The sequence below is a fragment of the Cellulosimicrobium sp. MI9406 genome (genome assembly GCF_040595865.1).
GTDB lineage: Bacteria > Actinomycetota > Actinomycetes > Actinomycetales > Cellulomonadaceae > Cellulosimicrobium > Cellulosimicrobium funkei.
Genome location: NZ_JALIZI010000003.1, coordinates 211,746 through 229,097, shown reverse-complemented (window position 1 = coordinate 229,097; position 17,352 = coordinate 211,746). Strand labels below are relative to the sequence as shown.

The 17,352-nt window shown below is 74.2% G+C and carries 12 protein-coding genes; 3 read left to right on the top strand and 9 right to left on the bottom strand.

All coding sequences use genetic code 11. The features are described 5' to 3' along the window. Positions 1-180 precede the first annotated feature (180 nt). From MT994_RS06605 to MT994_RS06585, 5 genes are all read right to left on the bottom strand, one after another. Positions 181-3,789 (bottom strand): Ig-like domain-containing protein, encoded by a 3,609-nt coding sequence (locus tag MT994_RS06605; RefSeq protein ID WP_354805622.1) that lies wholly within the window; start codon positions 3,787-3,789, stop codon positions 181-183. 225 nt (positions 3,790-4,014) lie between these two features. Continuing rightward, the gene (locus tag MT994_RS06600; RefSeq protein WP_354805621.1) at positions 4,015-6,231 is read right to left on the bottom strand and encodes a beta-galactosidase; all 2,217 of its coding nucleotides are present in this window, start codon (positions 6,229-6,231) and stop codon (positions 4,015-4,017) included. Positions 6,232-6,372: 141 nt separating this feature from the next. Then, complete coding sequence (locus MT994_RS06595; RefSeq protein ID WP_021481965.1) at positions 6,373-7,713, bottom strand: sugar ABC transporter substrate-binding protein; 1,341 nt, start codon at positions 7,711-7,713, stop codon at positions 6,373-6,375. Positions 7,714-7,797: 84 nt separating this feature from the next. Next, positions 7,798-8,754, bottom strand: a complete 957-nt coding sequence (locus tag MT994_RS06590) for a carbohydrate ABC transporter permease (protein ID WP_021481966.1) — start codon at positions 8,752-8,754, stop codon at positions 7,798-7,800. A 2-nt stretch (positions 8,755-8,756) separates the two neighbouring features. After that, the gene (locus tag MT994_RS06585) at positions 8,757-9,695 is read right to left on the bottom strand and encodes a sugar ABC transporter permease (protein WP_031315702.1); all 939 of its coding nucleotides are present in this window, start codon (positions 9,693-9,695) and stop codon (positions 8,757-8,759) included. 174 nt (positions 9,696-9,869) lie between these two features. On the opposite strand from MT994_RS06585, the gene MT994_RS06580 reads away from it, so the two are divergent. Further along, positions 9,870-10,937 carry a LacI family DNA-binding transcriptional regulator gene (locus MT994_RS06580; protein WP_061266634.1) on the top strand — a complete coding sequence of 356 codons (1,068 nt, stop codon included), beginning with the start codon at positions 9,870-9,872 and terminating at the stop codon, positions 10,935-10,937. A 99-nt stretch (positions 10,938-11,036) separates the two neighbouring features. Here MT994_RS06580 and MT994_RS06575 read toward each other — a convergent pair whose 3' ends face one another. Further along, entirely contained in the window at positions 11,037-12,266 is a 1,230-nt protein-coding gene (locus tag MT994_RS06575) for an ROK family transcriptional regulator (RefSeq protein WP_194522069.1), read from the bottom strand. A gap of 101 nt (positions 12,267-12,367) precedes the next feature. On the opposite strand from MT994_RS06575, the gene xylA reads away from it, so the two are divergent. Together xylA and MT994_RS06565 are read left to right on the top strand one after the other, a co-directional pair. Next, positions 12,368-13,549 carry a xylose isomerase gene (gene xylA / locus MT994_RS06570; RefSeq protein ID WP_076403356.1) on the top strand — a complete coding sequence of 394 codons (1,182 nt, stop codon included), beginning with the start codon at positions 12,368-12,370 and terminating at the stop codon, positions 13,547-13,549. Position 13,550: 1 nt separating this feature from the next. After that, positions 13,551-15,146, top strand: a complete 1,596-nt coding sequence (locus MT994_RS06565) for an FGGY family carbohydrate kinase (RefSeq protein ID WP_354805618.1) — start codon at positions 13,551-13,553, stop codon at positions 15,144-15,146. 79 nt (positions 15,147-15,225) lie between these two features. Here the strand turns inward: MT994_RS06565 and MT994_RS06560 are convergent, their stop codons facing one another. The 3 genes from MT994_RS06560 to MT994_RS06550 all read right to left on the bottom strand — a co-directional run bounded on the left by MT994_RS06560 (position 15,226) and on the right by MT994_RS06550 (position 17,322). After that, positions 15,226-15,558: a hypothetical protein gene (locus tag MT994_RS06560; RefSeq protein WP_076403352.1), complete on the bottom strand. Its 333-nt coding sequence runs from the start codon at positions 15,556-15,558 to the stop codon at positions 15,226-15,228. Between the two features lie 121 nt (positions 15,559-15,679). Beyond that, positions 15,680-16,141 (bottom strand): tRNA (cytidine(34)-2'-O)-methyltransferase, encoded by a 462-nt coding sequence (locus MT994_RS06555; protein WP_354805845.1) that lies wholly within the window; start codon positions 16,139-16,141, stop codon positions 15,680-15,682. A 269-nt stretch (positions 16,142-16,410) separates the two neighbouring features. Next, complete coding sequence (locus MT994_RS06550; protein ID WP_076403349.1) at positions 16,411-17,322, bottom strand: LysR family transcriptional regulator; 912 nt, start codon at positions 17,320-17,322, stop codon at positions 16,411-16,413. Positions 17,323-17,352 lie beyond the last annotated feature (30 nt).

Genomic DNA, 17,352 nt, shown 5'->3' with positions numbered 1-17,352 from the left:
TACGGTACGCGGCTCCGCCGACGCACGCGAGGCAGTGTCGCGGCGTGGCCGCGATCATCGGGTGACGTGCCTCTCCCGCGCCGCGGAGGGCGGCGCGGGAGAGGCACGACGAGGGCCGCCCGGCGGGCCCGGACGGCGTCGCGGAGGACGCCGACCCGGCCCGCCGGACGGCCGGACGGCTCAGCAGGAGCGCGCGTCGAACGCGACCTCGAGCGGCGCGGACCCGTCGACCGTCACGACGGCCGTCCCGCCCGGGACGGACGCCGCGCGCGACGCGAACGACTGGTAGGCGCTCGCGCCCGGCGCCACCGCGGCGACCGTGCGCGTGCCGTACGGCGTCGCGAGGGTCACGTCGAGCGGCGCGTCGCCGTCGTTCGTGGCGCGGACCGCGACGTACACCTTGCCGGCCAGGCACCGCGTCTCGGCGGTGACCGTCACCGGCGCCGCGCCGGCGTCGGCCGTCCAGCGCAAGGCGTACGCCCGCTCCGTGCCGTCCTCGGCCGTGACGCGCACCGTCGTCGTGCCGGGGACGGCGTCGGCGGCCTCGACCGCGACCGTCGCCCAGGGGTCGTGCGCGACCGCCCCGACGGCGGGCACCCCGCCCGCGACGGGCACGTCGTACGCCGTGACGGCCGGGTCGAACCCGGCGAGGGGCTCGCCGGCCACGGTGATGCCCGACGCCGCGGCGTCGGTCCCCGTGCCGGGCACCTTGGCGAGCACCTCGATCTCGGAGACCACCAGGTGGGTGTTCGCCCGGGCCGTGAGGACGACGCGCACGGACGACGTCCGCACGTTCGCGGGGATCTCGACCGCAGGCGCGGGGCCGTCGGGCGAGGCGTCCACCGTGACGGGCGCGCCGACGTCGGTCCACGTGCCGCCCACGAGGGCCTGGAGCCGGACGGACTGCGCCCAGCTCGCGCTGGACCCGTCCTTCCAGAACCGCGTCACGACGCTCGTGACGTCCCGGTCGACGGGGAGCGTGACGGTGAGCGTGTCGGACGTCCGCTTGGTGCCCGACACCCAGTTCGACCACGCCTTGTCGGTGAGGTTGCCGTTCACGACGCCGCCGACGGCGTAGCCCGGCTCGGTGAACGTCGCGCTCGCGGTCGTGCCCGGGGCGAGCGCGCCGTTGGCGGACGCCGCCTCGGTCACCTGGACGCGGACGGTGGCCGGGAGCGTGGCGCCCGCCCCGGCGTCGGCCGTGCCCGTGAGCTCGACGACGCCGACGGCGTCGTACGCGCCCGCGGGGGCGTCGTCCCAGACCACCGGGCGCTGCACCTCCGCGCCGCCCGCGGCGACCGCCGTGACGGTCGCGGGCAGGGTCGGGGTGCCGCCCGCGTACGCCTTGGCGCGCGCGGGGAGCGTGGACGTGAGCTCGTCGACGACGACGGTCGCCGTCGCGGCGACCTCGCCGCCGGTCGGCGTGGCCACGGTGCCCGTCACCTCGACGGTGCCGGGCTCGGCCCACGCGTCGTCGTCCGGCACGTCCCACGTCACGGGGAGCGCGCCGCGCGCCCCGTCACGGTAGACCGGGGTGACGGTCGCGGGGAGCTCGGGCGCGGTGCCCGGCGTCGTGAACGCCTGGACGGGCTCGGTGCCGAGGACCGTCTCGTCGACCACGCGCCAGCGCTGGTTCACGCCGGAGTTCGCGAGGTACGTGCCCACGGGCGAGCCGTCCGCCGTCGCCTGGCCGCCGACCTCGAGGAGGGTCTTCGAGGACGCGTTGACGAGCGTGAAGGTGCCGTCGCCGGTCGTCGAGAGGATCCACTGCGCGGCGAGCGGGGTGTCCGCGACGTCGGCGGGCGCGTCCTGGAGGACGGCGGACGTGTCGGCCGCGACGGCGAGCTGGCGGCCCGTGGCCGCGTTCGTCACGGCGTAGCGCGTGCGGTGCGTGCCGGAGCCGTCGGGGGCACCGAGCGCCGTGAGCTCCCACGCCTGCTCCGCGACCGGTGCGTCGGTGCGGATCACGACGCCCGTGCCCGACGCCGACGGCGCGAGCGAGCGGTCCGCCTGCACGCCGTCGAGACGGTAGGCGTGACCGTCCTGGACGAGCGCGGCGTCGTCCGCGACGCCGGAGACGCCGTCGACGACGAACGTCGTCACGGACTCGGCCGGCACGACGAGCGTCGCGCTCGGGCCGGCGCCGTCCTCGGTGCCGGGCGTGACGGCCACGGGCTCGCCCTCGACGAGGTAGCCGGCCGTGCTCGTGACCACGGGGGTGACGGTCGCATCGGACCCGACCGCACCGAACTTCGACAGGTCGAGCGTCACGGCGCGCTCGGCCTTCGTGGCGTTGACGTGCACGACGGTCGCGGAGGTGCCGTCGGCCGACACCGCGGCCGTGCTGCTCGCGTCGTCCGAGCGGATCAGCGAGTCGCCCGGCTCGATGTAGTGCGTGAAGTTCTGGGTCGCCCAGTACTTCGTGTTCGTGTAGATCGGGCACGTCTCGAGCGTGTCCTCGGCGGTGCAGTCGAACGGGATCTGGATCTCGCCCCAGTTCATGCCGTTCGCGCTCTCGCCGCCGGGCGCCATGTTGGCGTAGTCCTCGACCGGCTGCCAGAACACCCACGCGCTCGGCTCGAGCTCGCGCAGGTCGTCGACGATGTGCTGCGCGCTGCCGAGGCCGGACTCCATGGTCTCGAAGTCCTGGCCCGTCGAGCTCCAGTTCCCGCCGACCTCGCTCATCCACAGCGGCTTGTCCTCGCCCTTGGCGATGTCGCGGACCGTCGTGCGCTGGCCCGTGCCGTAGGTGTGGACGTTGAGCTGCGACACCTGGTCGCGGACCGCCTGCGGGTACGCGTTCCAGTTGGTCGCGAACGTGCCGGGGTTCGTCTCGTCCATCGCCGAGATCACGGCGTCGGTCGAGGAGCCCTCGAGCGCCGCGGCGAGCGCCGGGACGACCTTCGCCTGGAGCGCGGGGCCCATGTGGGCACCCTCCTGGCGGCCCCCGGTGGGGTTGCCGTCGGCGCCGAGCTGCGTGCCCCAGTAGTTGGTGTTGGGCTCGTTGAACGGGTCGATCGTGTCGACCTCGATGCCGTGCGCGTCCTCGAGGCGCTCGGTCACGCCGACCAGGTAGGCCGCGAAGTCGTCGATGCTGTCCGTCTTGAGCTGGTCCGCGGTCGAGCTGAACCCGCCCGAGACGTACCCGCTCACGGTCATGAACCACGGCGGGGAGTTGCTGAACGTCTCCCAGTGCGTGACGTCGTCCTTGATGCGGTCGACCCACCAGCGCTGCGTCGCGTCGGCGTCCTCGTCCCAGTGGTCCGGGTTCTCGGGGTCCCACCAGTCCACGTCGGTGCGCGTCGTGCCCTCGGGCGCCTTCCACCAGCCGTCGACGGCGCCGCCGGCGCGCAGGTAGTCCGGCACGTCGGGCGCGTTCCCGCCGCCGACGTTGTAGCGCGCGATGTTGAGGTTGAGGCCCTCGTCGCCGAACACCATGTCCGCGAGCCGGTCGCGGATCTCGTCCGGGTAGCCGCCCGTGGCGTTGGCGAACCACACGAGGCTCGTGCCCCAGCCCTCGAACGGTGCGCCCGCGTACGACGGGTCGGGCGTCACGGTGACGCCCGCGACGTCGGCGGGGGCCGTCGTCGTGCCGGTCGCGGCGGTCGCGCCCAGGGGCGAGGCCTGCGCGGGCAGGGCCGCGAGCGCGCAGCCCGCGACGAGCGCCCCGGCGCCGAGGCCCGCGACGACGCGGGCCCCCGTCCGGCGGGCGGCCGGGCCGCCCGGGCCCGTGCGGCGAGGACCGGGTGGTCCACCCCGCGTGGTCGTGTCGGTCTCGGTCGGGCTCATCCCTGAGCCACCTCCTTCGCGTCGCTGCGAACCGGCGGGTGCACCGGGTGCGGGTCGTTCCCGCGGGGGTCTGTCGTGCCGAGGCAGAGCCCTGGTCCGCCGAGGTAGAGCCCTGGTCTGCCGAGGGAAAGGCTTGGTCTCGACGACGGCGACCACGGCCTCCAGCTCGGCGGTACCAGGCCTCTACCTCGCGGTACTGGGGCTCTACCTCGTGGAACCGGGGCTCTACCTCGCCGTGGCGGGGTTCTTCCTCGGCGGGGTCGGCGCGGCCGGGCGGCGGACGACCGCGACGCCGCGCGGCTCGAGCAGCAGCGCGCCTCCCGCCGTGCCCTCCACCGGGGCCTCCGCCGTGCCTTCCGCCGTGCCATCCGTCGTGACGGCGCTCGTGCCCGACGCCGTGAGGCGGCGCCCGGCGAGGACGTCGCCCGCGACGTCGGGCACCTCGACCGGGCGCGCCGTGCGGTTGACGAGGAACCAGAAGTCGTCCGTGCCGTCGGTGCGCACCGCGAGCTCGACGTCGCCGCGCACGGCGGCGGGCAGCTCGCTGCGCACGCCCGCGTCGTCGAGCAGGCGGGCGAGCACGGGGACGAGGCCCTGGCGGCCGAACCGTGTGGAGACGTAGGCGGCGGAGCCCTCGCGGGCGCCCGTGCCGTCGCCGGTGCGGACCGTCCGGCGCGTCACGGCGGCGCGGCCGGCCTGCTCGCCGGTCTTGTACCAGCCCAGCACCTCGACGTCGGGGTCGACGACGTCCACCGGCTCGGTCCACACCGTGCCCTCGAGCTGCTCGCCCGCGAGCTCGACCGTCGCGCTCTCGCCGTCCAGCAGCGGGGCGAACTCCTCGACCCGGATGCCGAGCAGGTCGCGCAGCGCGCCCGGGTAGCCGCCGAGCCACGCGTGGTCGTCCTGGTCGACGACGCCCGAGAAGTAGGTCGTGACGAGGTGGCCGCCCGCCTCGACGAACGCCGTGAGGCGGTCGCGCAGGCCGGCCGGGACGACGTGCAGCACCGGCGCCACGACGACGTCGTACGTCGCGAGGTCCGTCGCGGACGGCACGACGTCCGCGCGGACGCCGAGCGCGAGGAACGCCGAGTACCAGTCGAGCGCCTCCTGGCGGTAGCGCAGCCGGTCGGTGGGGTGGGAGTCGAGCTCGCTCGTCCACCACGAGTCCCAGTCGAAGACGATCGCGGCGCGCGCGGGCTTCTGCGTGCTGCCCGCGACGGGTGCGAGGTCGCGCAGCGTCGCGCCGAGCGCGACGACGTCGCGGAACAGGCGCGAGCGCTCGCCCGCGTGCGGGACCATGCCCGAGTGGTACTTCTCCGCGCCGGCCGCGGACTGGCGCCACTGGAAGTAGCAGACCGCGTCGGCGCCGTGGGCCACGTGGGTGAGCGAGTCGCGCGCGAGCTCGCCCGGCTTCTTCGCGACGTTGACGGGCTGCCAGTTCACCGCGCTCGTCGAGTGCTCCATGAGGAACCACGGGCGGTGCCGGGCGATGCCGCCCGTGAGGTTCGCGGAGAACGACAGCTCGTCGAGCGCCTGCGGGCCGGGCAGCACGTAGTGGTCGTTGGAGACGAAGTCGAGCTCGTCCGCCCACGCGGCGTAGTCCATGCCCTTCGTCTCGCCCATGACCATGAAGTTCGTCGTCACGGGCACGTCCGGCGTGACGCGGCGCAGGATCTCCGCCTCGGCGCGCAGGTACTGGCGGAGCGCGTCGGACGAGAAGCGCTTGAAGTCGAGCTGCTGGGTCGGGTTCGGGTGCGACGCGGCGAGTCGCGGCGGGAGCACCTGCTCCCACGCGCTGTAGCGCTGCGACCAGAACGCGGTGCCCCACGCGGCGTTGAGCGCGTCGAGCGTCGTGTAGCGGTCGCGCAGCCACGCGCGGAAGGCCGCGGCCGCGTCGTCGGAGAAGTCGTAGACGTTGTGGCAGCCGAGCTCGTTCGACACGTGCCACGCGACGAGCGCCGGGTGGTCGCCGTACCGCTCGGCCATGCGCTCGACGAGGCGCAGCGCGTGCTCCCGGAAGACCGGCGACGTCGGGCGCCACTGCTGGCGCGCGCCCGGCCACAGGGTCTCGCCCGTGCGCGTCTGCGGCAGGACCTCCGGGTGCTTCGTCGTCAGCCACGGCGGCGGCGAGGCCGTCGCCGTCGCCAGGTCGACCGTGATGCCGTGCGCGTGGAGCAGGTCCATCGCGTCGTCCAGCCACGCGAAGTCCCACGTGTCCTCGGTCGGCTGGATGCGGGCCCACGAGAAGATCGCGAGCGAGACCACCGTCACGCCCGCCTCGCGCATGAGGCGCACGTCCTCGTCCCAGACCTCGCGCGGCCACTGGTCCGGGTTGTAGTCCGCGCCGTAGGACAGGCCCGACGGCGTGTACGCGCCGGGCTCGCCCGGCGGCGTGTGCGGCCCGGGACGGCGCAGCCAGCGGAACGGGGTGGGGGAAGACATGCAGGCTCCTCAGGTGCTCGCAGAGCGGTCGACGGCGGGGTGGGCCGTCGGCGGGGGTGCCGCGTGGTCGCGCCGGGAGGCGCGACCACGCGGCCGACGGGGCAGGGCCGGGCGCCCCGGCGGGCGCCCGGCGGGGCCGGGTCACTCGGTGACGGTGAACCCCTGCTCGGTGCCGTACTTCGCGGACGCGTCCTGCCAGGCCTTCAGGCCGTCGGCGAGGGTCGTGCCCGAGACGTAGGCCTGGCCCACGGTGTCGTTGAAGATCGAGTTCGCGTAGACCTGGAACGGCAGGTACGACCAGCCCTCGACGACGTCGGACGCCGACTGCGCGAGGACCTCGTTGATCTTCTGGCCGCCGAAGTACTCGGACTCGAAGCCCTGGAACTCGTCGGACTCCAGCTCGGCCGTCGTGGCCGGGAACGCGCCGCCGTCCACGCGCGTCTGCACGCCGTCGCCCGCGTTCGCGTACTCGAGGAACCCGTAGGCGAGCGCCTGGTTCGAGCTCGCGGCCGGGACGGACAGCGCGGAGCCGCCGTTCTCGGCGCTCGCGGACGCGCCCTCCTCCCACTGGGGGAGCGGGGCGACGCGCCACTTGCCCGCGCCGTCGGGCACGCCCGACTCGAGGTTCGCGGGCATCCACGCGCCGATCGCGAGCGTCGCGATCGTGCCGTTGCCGAGGCCCTGGTACCACTCGTCGCTCCACGAGCTGACGGGCGCGAGGAGGTCCTCGTCGATGAGCGTCTGCCAGGTCTGCGCGAACTGCGTGCTGCCCTCGTCCGCGAGGTCGATCGTCACGTCCGTGCCGTCGACCTGGAACGGCTGGCCGCCGGCCTGCCAGATGAGCGAGGTCGTGAACCCGGCGTCGCCCGTGTCGTTGGTGATGTACACGTTCGGGTCGGCCGCGTGCAGGGCGCGCGCGGCCTCGACGAAGCCGTCCCACGTCGTCGGCACCTCGATGCCGTGCTGCGTGAAGACCTCCTCGTTGTAGAAGAGGGCCATGGGGCCGGAGTCCATGGGCAGGCCGTAGATGCCCTCGCCCTGCTGGACGGCGTTCCACGGCCCGGGGGTGAAGGTCCCGTCGAGCTCGTCGGCACCGAACGACGACAGGTCGGCGACGGCGTCCGACAGCGCGAACTGCGGGAGCGCGTAGTACTCGACCTGCGCGACGTCGGGCACGCCCTTGCCGGCGGCGATCGCGTTCTGGAGGGCGGTGTACTGGTCGTTGCCGGTGCCCGCGTTGACGAGCTCGACGTCGACGTTCGGGTACTCGGCCTCGAAGTCGCTGACGACCTGCTCGAGCGTGGGCTCCCAGGCCCACACCGTGAGGCTGCCACCCTCCTCGAGGGCCGCGGCGACGTCGTCGGCCGAGCCGGCGTCCCCGCCGGAGTCGTTGCCGCCGCCCGAGCTGCAGGCGGCCAGGGCCAGCGCGACGACGCCGGTGGCGGCGACGGCGCGCAGGGCGCGGGTGGTGCGGATGGACATGAGGGTTCCTCTCACTTCGTCGTCAGACGGATCGGGCGGGGTGGGTGCAGGGGTGGTGGGCCGGCCCGTGCGGCGGCGCGGGCGTCACTCCTTGACGGACCCGGCCGCGAGGCCGGACTGCCAGTAGCGCTGGAGCAGGAGGAAGGCCGCGACGAGCGGCAGGATCGTGAGGAGCGAGCCGGTGATCACGAGGTCGAAGATCGCCTCGCCGCCGGCGGTCGCGGCCTGCGCGTTCCACGCGTTGAGGCCGAGCGTCAGCGGGTACCAGTCGGGGTCCTTGAGCATGATCAGCGGCAGGAAGTAGTTGTTCCACGTCGCGACCATCGTGAAGAGCAGGACCGTGACGATCCCGGGCGCGAGCAGCGGCAGCGACACCTGGAAGAACGTGCGCCCCTCGCTCGACCCGTCCACGCGCGCGGCCTCGAGCAGCTCGGTCGGGATCGACTCGGCGGCGAACACCCACATGAGGTAGAGGCCGAACGGCGAGATGAGCGACGGGATGATGACGGCCCACGGGGTGTTCGTCAGCCCCATCTGGCTGAACATGAGGAACGTCGGGACGGCCAGGGCCGTGCCCGGCACCGCGACCGCGCCGATGACCGTCGCGAACACGCCGCGCTTGCCGGGGAAGTCGAACTTCGCGAGCGCGTAGCCGCCGAGCACCGCGAGGAACGTCGCGCCGCCGGCCCCGACCACCACGTACAGCAGCGTGTTCGCGAACCAGCGACCGAAGATGCCGCCGTCGTAGGTGAGCGTCCGGGCGATGTTGTCGAAGAGCGCGAAGTCGCCGCTGAACCACAGGCCGAACGAGGAGAACAGGCTCGACTGCGTCTTGGACGCGTTGACCACGAGCCAGAACAGCGGCACGAGCGCGTAGAGCAGGACGATCCCCGTGAGGACCGTCAGCAGGACGCTGCGGCGCGGGCGGGTGACGCCGTGCGGGGCGCGCGAGCGCAGGCGCACGGGCTTGCGCGTCGTGGCGCTCGTCGTCGTGCGGGACGCGGCGGGGACCGCCGGGGTCGAGGGGGTCGTGGCGGTCATCGTCAGGCCTCCTTGCGCATGCCGCGCAGCTGGACGACGTAGGCCACGATCATCGTGAGGACGCCCATGATGATGGCGACGGTCGCCGAGTAGTTGTACTGCTGGCCGGAGAACGACAGCGAGTACGCGTACAGGTTCGGGGTGAAGTACGTCGTGATCGCGTTCGGCGCGAGGCTCTGCAGGATGCTCGGCTCGTTGAAGAGCTGGAACGAGCCGATGATCGAGAAGATCGTCGCGATGACGAGCGAGCCGCGGATCGCGGGGATCTTGATCGCCCGGACGACCTGCCACTGGGACGCGCCGTCGAGCTCCGCGGCCTCGTAGAGCGAGGTCGGCACGACGCGCAGCGCCGAGTAGAAGATGAGCATGTTGTAGCCCACGAACTCCCAGGTCACGATGTTGCCGATCGACAGCAGCACCCAGTCGGGGGAGAGCGGGTTGGGGATCGTCGTGCCGAGGGCGTCGTTGATGTTCGCGACGAGGCCGAAGCGCGTCCCGTACATGAAGCCCCACATGAGCGTCGCGACGACGGCCGGGACGGCGTAGGGGAGGAAGATCGAGATCCGGAAGAAGTTCCGCCCGTACAGGCGCCCGGAGTCGATCGCGAGCGCGACGAGCAGCGCGATGCCGAGCATGATCGGGACCTGGACCACGAGGAACAGCCCGACGCGAGACACGCCCGACCAGAACTGCGGGTCGGAGAACGCGCGGGCGTAGTTCTCGAACCCGACGAACTGCGTGCCGCCCACCATCTGGGTGCGGAACAGGCTGAGGTAGATCGAGTACGCGATCGGTGCGAGGAACACGAGCGCGAAGACCGCCATGAACGGCCCCACGAAGCCCCAGCCGGTCCACGAGCGCCGTCGGCGCCGCGCCGGGAGGGACGAAGGAGCGCCGACCGGTGGCCGGAGCGCTGCCACGGGTGGGGACGTCGTCGTCATGCTGTGGTCCTCGTCATCGGGGGACGGCGACGTCCGTCGTCGCCGTTGTTTGCGTAAACATGAGCATGGCACGAGGTTCGGTGTTTGCGCAAACATCGCCTACTGTGGGTCCTGACCGGCCACGACACCGGTCCGGCACGGGTACTGTGCCGACACCACGAGGACGAGGACGCCATGACCGACGGGCTCGACGACGAGACCCCCGCCCTGACGCGCACCGGGGGGGCTGCCGTCCGCACGGCACGGCGCGTCTCGATGGCCGACGTCGCGCGCGTCGCCGGGGTCTCCGCGCAGACCGTCTCCCGCGTCTCCAACGGGCACCCGGGCGTCGTCGAGAGCACGCGCTCGCGCGTGCTCGAGGCGATGACCGAGCTCGGCTACCGGCCCAACAGCGCGGCCCGCGCGCTGAAGAGCGGGTCGTTCCGCACGATCGGCGTCATCCTCTTCTCGCTCGCGACCACGGGCAACGTCCGCACGCTCGAGGCCATCGCGACCTCGGCCGCCGCCGAGGGCTACGCCATCACGGTCATCCCCGTCGCGGCGCCCACCCAGGACGGCGTCCACGGCGCCTTCACGCGCCTCGGCGAGCTCGCGGTCGACGCGATCATCCTGCTCATGGAGGTGCACCTCCTCGACGTCGCGCAGGTCAGCCTGCCGCCCGGCGTCCAGGTCGTCGTCGCCGACTCCGACGCGGGCGAGAGCTACGCCGTCGTCGACACGGACCAGGCCGACGGCACCCGCCAGGCCGTGCGGCACCTGCTCGACCTCGGGCACCGGACCGTGCACCACCTCGCGGGGCCCGCGCTCTCGTTCGCGGCCGAGCGCCGCACCTCCGCGTGGCGGGCCACGCTCGAGGCCGCGGGCCGCGAGGTCCCGCCGATCGAGCGGGGCGACTGGTCGCCGTCGTCGGGGTACGAGGCCGGGCTGCGCCTCGCGCGCCGCGACGACCTCACCGCCGTGTTCGTCGCCAACGACCAGATGGCCCTCGGGCTCGTCCGGGCCCTGCACGACTCCGGCCGACGGGTCCCGCAGGACGTGAGCGTCGTCGGGTTCGACGACCTGCCCGAGTCCAGCGAGTTCCTGCCCCCGCTCACGACCGTCCACCAGGACTTCGCCGAGGTCGGGCGCCGGCTCGTCGCGCAGGTGCTCCGGCAGGTCCGCGAGGGCGTCCACGAGGCCGGCACGCGCCTCGTCCCGACCCGCCTCGTCGAGCGCGCGAGCACCGCCCCGCCCCCGAGCTAGGTCCCGGGTTCGTGCCCGCCCGGCCGAGCAGGTGGTCCGGGCTCGTCCCGGTCGCCGGACGCGCGCGGACGGCCTGCTCGGCCCGCCAGGATCACCTGGTCAGTCGTCGGCGACCCAGGCGCTCGGGTCCTCGACGACCCCGCGCAGCACCTCGCGCGCGCCGCCCGTGAGCGCGGCGTGGTCGCCGACGGGCGCGGGCAGCAGCACGACGTCGGTCCAGGGAGCGGCGAGGACGCGGGCCCGGAGCTCGGCCTCGGCGGCGGGGCGCAGGTAGGGCAGGAGCGCGGGGTAGATGCCGCCGAGCAGGACGGTGTCGATGTCGACGAGGTTGACGTAGTCGGCGAGGGCGCTGCCGAGCGCGGTCCCGGCGCGCTCGACCGCGGCGAGCGCGTCCGGCTCGCCGGCGTCGAGGGCGGCGACGAGCGCCCCGGTGGGCGCGTCGACGGGGAGGCCCGCGCCGCGCAGGAGCGCGTCCTTGCCCGCGTACTGCTCCAGGCAGCCCGTCGCTCCGCAGCGGCACCGGGGGCCGTGCGGGTCGACGACGACGTGCCCGACCTCGCCCGTCCAGCCGTGGCGGCCGTGGAACAGGCGGCGGTCGACGACGATCGCGGACCCGATGCCCACGTCGCCCGACACGTAGAGATACGTCGAGGGCGCGGGCCCGGTCGCGTCGTCGGGCACGACGCCGTGGCTCGCCTGGGCGAGCGCGGCGAGCTTGGCCTCGTTCCCGATCTCGACGGCGACGTCGGGGCTGAGCCCGAGGAGGCGGACGGGGTCGAGGTGGGACCAGCCGAGGTTGGGTGCGACCTCGAGCCGGCCGGCGCGCGGGTCGACGAGGCCGGGCAGGGCGAGGCGCGCGCCCGCGACCGTCATGCCGTCGGCGCGGACCTGGGCGAGGAGGTCGTGCGCGATGCGGCCGAGGCGGGCGAGCACCTCGGTGGGGTCGCTGTCGTGGAGGTCGTCGGGGTCGACCTGCTCGGCGACGACGGCGCCGGTGAGGTCGAGCACGCGCCCGCCGAGGTAGTCGACGTTCACCTCGAGCCCCAGGCCCACGAGGGTGCGCGGCGCGGGGGCGAGCGGCACGGCGGGCCGCCCGGCGCGCTGCGGGGTGGCGGGCGGCAGCTCGGCCACGATCCCGGCGGCGACGAGGCGGTCGACGAGTGTCGAGACGGTGGCGCGCGTGAGCCCGCTCGCGCCGGCGATGTCGGCGCGCGAGCACGGGTGCGACGCCTCGAACACGGCCCGCGCGACCAGCGCGAGGTTGTGCTCGCGCAGCGTGGCCTGGCGGGCTGCTGGGGGACCCGTCCGGGTCGCGACGCTGCGGTTCACGGTCTTGACCTTACCGACCCGGACGGATAAGTTCAGCCGTACGACATAAATAGGCCGGGGTCGACCGACGTCGCTCCGGCCCTCTCGACGAGGAGACCACCGTGGCCGACGAGACCACCCAGGACATCAACTTCTCCTTCGGTCTGTGGACCGTGGGCTGGACCGCGCAGGACCAGTTCGGCAGCGCGAGCCGCCCGGCGCTCGACCCGGCCGAGTCGGTGCGTCGTCTGGCCGACCTCGGCGCGTGGGGCTTCACGTTCCACGACGACGACGTCGTCCCCTTCGGCGCGGACGACGCCGAGCGCACCAAGCGCCTCGACGCGGTGCGCCAGGCCGCCGAGGACACGGGCCTCGTCATCGAGATGGTGACGACCAACCTGTTCAGCCACCCCGTCTTCAAGGACGGCGGCCTCACGTCGAACGACCGCGGCGTGCGCCGCTACGCGCTGCGCAAGGTGCTGCGCAACGTCGACCTCACCGCCGAGCTCGGCGCCAAGACGTTCGTCATGTGGGGCGGCCGCGAGGGCACCGAGTACGACGGCGCCAAGGACCTGCACTCCGCGCACGAGCGCTACGCCGAGGGCCTCGACCTCACCGCGGCGTACATCAAGGAGAAGGGCTACGACCTCAAGATCGCGCTCGAGCCCAAGCCGAACGAGCCCCGCGGCGACATCTTCCTGCCGACCATCGGCCACGCGCTCGGCCTCATCGCGAAGCTCGACAACGGCGACATCGTGGGCCTCAACCCGGAGACGGGCCACGAGCAGATGGCGGGCCTCAACTACACGCACGGCCTCGCGCAGGCGCTGTGGGCGGGCAAGCTCTTCCACATCGACCTCAACGGCCAGCGCTCGATCAAGTTCGACCAGGACCTCGTGTTCGGCCACGGCGACCTGCTCTCCGCGTTCTTCACGGTCGACCTGCTCGAGAACGGCTTCCCGAACGGCGGCCCCACGTACACGGGCCCGCGCCACTTCGACTACAAGCCGTCGCGCACCGAGAACGAGGTCGGCGTGTGGGACTCCGCGCGCGCCAACATGGAGACCTACCGCCTGCTCGCGCGCAAGGCCGCGGCGTACCGCGCCGACAGCCGCGTCCAGGAGGCGTTCGCGCACTCCGGCGTGTTCGAGCTCGGCCAGTCCACGCTGGGCGAGGGCGAGTCCGTGGCCGACCTGCTCGCGGACCGCAGCGCGTACGAGGAGTTCGACGTCGACGCCGCGGCGAACCGCGACTTCGGCTTCGTGCGCCTCAACCAGCTCGCGCTCGAGCACCTCATCGGCTGAGGTGGCCGCCGACGCCAGGACGTCCGACGCCGGCGGCGAGCGCGTGCTCGTCGCCGGCGTCGACACGTCCACGCAGTCCTGCAAGGTCGTCGTGCGCGACGCCGCGACGGGCGCCCTCGTGCGCACCGGGTCGGCCAAGCACCCCGACGGCACCGAGGTCCACCCCGACGCGTGGTGGGACGCGTTCCGCGAGGCCGCGTCCGCTGCGGGCGGGCTCGACGACGTCGCGGCGCTCGCCGTGGGCGGCCAGCAGCACGGGCTCGTCGCGCTCGACGCGGACGGGAACGTGGTGCGCGACGCGCTCCTGTGGAACGACACGCGCTCGGCCGCGGCCGCGCGCGACCTGATCCGGGAGCTCGGCGAGGCCCGCCTCGCCGAGGGCGTCCCCGACGCCCACGACCGGGTCGAGTCCGCGACCGAGGCGGGCGCGCAGGCGTGGGCCGACGCGATCGGGTCCGTGCCGGTCGCGTCGCTCACGGTGACGAAGCTGCGCTGGCTGCGCGACGCCGAGCCGGAGAACGCGGCGCGCGTCGCCGCCGTCGCGCTGCCGCACGACTGGCTCACGTGGCGCATCGCGGGGTACGGGCCCGCGGGCGACGAGTCCGCGCCGCTCGGGCCGGACCTCGACGCGCTCGTCACCGACGCGTCCGACGCGTCCGGGACGGGGTACTACGACGCGACCCGGGACGACGGGGACGACGGCCGGGCCGCGTACCGCCTCGACCTGCTGGAGCTCGCGTTCGGTCGCGCCGACGTCGTGCTGCCGCGCGTCGTCGCGCCGTCGGCGACGGCCGGCGTCGCGCACCCCTCGGTGGCCGGCAGTGCGGTCGACGGCGGCACGCTGCTCGGCCCCGGCGCGGGCGACAACGCCGGTGCCGCGCTCGGCCTCGGCATGGTCGCGGGCGACGTCGCGGTGTCGATCGGGACGTCGGGCGTCGTGTCCGCCGTGACCGACGACCGCACGGCGGACGGCTCCGGCCTCGTCAACGGGTTCTCCGACGCGACGGGCCGGTACCTGCTGCTCGCGGTGACGCTCAACGCGAGCCGGGTGCTCGACGCCGCGCGCGCGGTGCTCGGGGTCGACCACGCGGGGCTGTCGCGGCTCGCGCTCCAGGCACCCCCCGGCGCTGACGGGCTCGTGCTCGTGCCGTACCTGGAGGGCGAGCGCATGCCCAACCGCCCTGACGCGTCCGGCACGCTGCACGGGATCCGGCTCGGCACGTCGACGCCGGAGCACCTCGCGCGCGCGTACGTCGAGGGCATGCTGTGCGGTCTCGCGGACGGGCTCGACGCGCTGCGGGCGCTCGGCGTCCGGGTCGAGCGCGTGCAGCTCATCGGCGGCGGCGCCCAGTCCGAGGCGGTCCGGCGCATCGCGCCGCAGGTCCTCGGCCTGCCCGTCACGGTCCCCGAGCCCGGCGAGTACGTGGCCGACGGCGCCGCACGCCAGGCGGCGTGGGTCCTCGCCGCGCACGAGGCGGGCGGCTCCGGGGCGGACGTCGCCCCGCCCACCTGGGCCGCGTCGTCGGCCACGGTGGTCGAGGCAGACCCGGTCCCGGCCATCCGCGAGCAGTACGCGGCGGTCCGCGACCTCGTCTGACACGACCTCGCGACAGCAGGGAAGGGCCCGGCCCCCGTGAGGGGGTCGGGCCCTTCGCCCACGACGGTGGGCAGGAGGGTCAGAGCACGCGGACGACGGGGCCCGTCACGCCGGCCTTGCGGCCCACCGCGGCGGCGCCGGTCACGCCCCAGACCGGTCCGGCGATCTCCACCGACGCGACCGACGTCGTCGAGACCGACCGGTTGAGGTTCGTCCCGTACGCGTTGCCGTAGACCTCGAGCAGCACCCAGTCGCACGTGCCCGCGCCGACGGTGAAGACGTTCCCGGTCCGGGTCACGTCGAACGTGCACACGCCGCCGTCGTAGGGGGCCGCGCTCGCCGAGGGGGCGATCGCGACGGCAGCGGCAACGAGGGCGGAGACGGCCAGGGCGCGCAGTCGGAGAGTTCGCATGGAGCTCCTTTGCTCAGGTGTGGGGGGCCGCGATCGGCCCGGCCACAGTTCACCGTGGCGCTGCACTGTCAGCAACTCGAGCAGTACGTAAATTTGACCCTCGCCAGGTACGTGCTTTCCCTTATGTGCCGCCCGCGAAGCCCGTCTGGCGCCACGCCTCGTAGACGGCGATCGACGCCGCGTTGGTGAGGTTGAGCGAGCGGCGACCGGGCAGCATGGGGATCTTCAGCTGGTCCGTGATCCGCTCGTGGGCCAGCACGTCGTCGGGCAGGCCGGTGGGCTCCGGGCCGAACAGCAGGACGTCGTCGGGCCGGTACGTCACGTCGGTGAACGACGTCGTCGCGCGGGTCGTGAACGCGAACACCCGGCCCGGGAGGGTCGCCAGCGTGGCGTCGAGGTCCGCGTGCACCTCGACGATCGCGAGGTCGTGGTAGTCCAGCCCCGCGCGCCGCAGCTTGGGCTCGTCCAGGTCGAACCCGAGCGGCTCGACCAGGTGCAGCCTCGCCCCGGTCACCGCGGCGAGGCGGATCGCGTTGCCCGTGTTCCCCGGGATGCGCGGCTCGAAGAACACCACGTGGGGCAGGGTCGACGGCGGTCGGGCGGCCGGGTCGGCGACGTGCGGCCGCCAGTCGGTGCGGGGGTCGGGGGTCTCGCTCACGCCCCCGATTCTCGCAGCGCCGCGGGGCAGGTGCGCCCCCGCGAGGTAGAGCCCTAGTTCCCCGGGGAGTGGGCTGGTCCCGCGAGGTAGAGCCCCGGTGGCGCGAGGTAGAGGTGTGGTGGCCCGCCGCGGGCGACCGCGCCTCTACCTCGGCGGACCAGGGCTCTACCTCGGCGGCCGGGAGGTGTCGGGCCTCAGCGCGCGGCCGGGACGACGGCGCCCGCGCGCGCGACCGCGCGCAGCTCGTCGAGCACCGCCCGGGCGGGCGGCGTCGAGGCGGCGGCGTCGCGCACGACGGCGTAGACCGACCGGACGGGCGCGGGCCGCACGACCGGGACGGCGACGAGGCCGGGTGGCAGGTGCACCGCGCCGAGCCGCGGCAGCACCGTGATGCCGATGCCCGCGCCGACGAACGCGACCGCCGTCGGGTAGTCGTGGGCCTCGACGTGGAACGGCGGGCTGAACCCCGCCGCGGTGCACGCCTCGACGAGGTTGCGGCGGCACCACCCGCGGGCGAAGTCGTTGTCGACCCAGCGCTCCGTCGCGAGCGCGGCGATCTCCACCTCGGGCTGCCCGGCGAGCGGGTGGTCGGCGGGGAGGACGGCGACGTAGGGGTCGTCCAGCAGGTGGTGCGCCCGGAACCCGGTGCCGGGGACGAAGGCGGGCGACGCGACGGCGACCTGCACGTCGGCGCGGGCGTCGGGATCGTCGGGGATCGCCTCGCCGAGGGCGAGGTCGAGCCGGACCCCGGGGAACTCGGTCGTGAGCCGTCGGACGACACGCGGCAGCCACGCGGAGCCGGCGGAGGCGAAGTACATGAGAGACAGGGTCCCGGTCCGCCCGGCGCGCAGGTCCGCGACGACGGCCTCGACCTCGCCGAGCCGGGCGAGCACGCGGTCGGCCTGCGCGGCGAGCTCGAGCCCGGCGGCCGTCGGCCGGACGCCCCGCCCGGCGCGCTCGAGGAGCGCGAGCCCGGTCTCGCGCTGGAGCGCGGCCACGTGCTGGCTCACCGCCGACGGCGTGTACCCGAGGTTGGCGGCGGCGGCCTGGACCGAGCCGCTCGCGACGACGGAGCGGAAGATCCGGAGACGATGCACGTCCAGCATCCCCTCACGCTACAGCCGTACTGCATCGAA

What these genes read in the sequence shown, in the direction of transcription:
- MT994_RS06595 (WP_021481965.1), bottom strand. Translation starts at nt 7,713, where the DNA reads ATGTCCATCCGCACCACCCGCGCCCTGCGCGCCGTCGCCGCCACCGGC.
- MT994_RS06585 (WP_031315702.1), bottom strand. Translation starts at nt 9,695, where the DNA reads ATGACGACGACGTCCCCACCCGTGGCAGCGCTCCGGCCACCGGTCGGC.
- MT994_RS06600 (WP_354805621.1), bottom strand. Translation starts at nt 6,231, where the DNA reads ATGTCTTCCCCCACCCCGTTCCGCTGGCTGCGCCGTCCCGGGCCGCAC.
- MT994_RS06605 (WP_354805622.1), bottom strand. Translation starts at nt 3,789, where the DNA reads ATGAGCCCGACCGAGACCGACACGACCACGCGGGGTGGACCACCCGGT.
- MT994_RS06560 (WP_076403352.1), bottom strand. Translation starts at nt 15,558, where the DNA reads ATGCGAACTCTCCGACTGCGCGCCCTGGCCGTCTCCGCCCTCGTTGCC.
- MT994_RS06590 (WP_021481966.1), bottom strand. Translation starts at nt 8,754, where the DNA reads ATGACCGCCACGACCCCCTCGACCCCGGCGGTCCCCGCCGCGTCCCGC.
- MT994_RS06550 (WP_076403349.1), bottom strand. Translation starts at nt 17,322, where the DNA reads ATGCTGGACGTGCATCGTCTCCGGATCTTCCGCTCCGTCGTCGCGAGC.
- MT994_RS06580 (WP_061266634.1), top strand. Translation starts at nt 9,870, where the DNA reads ATGACCGACGGGCTCGACGACGAGACCCCCGCCCTGACGCGCACCGGG.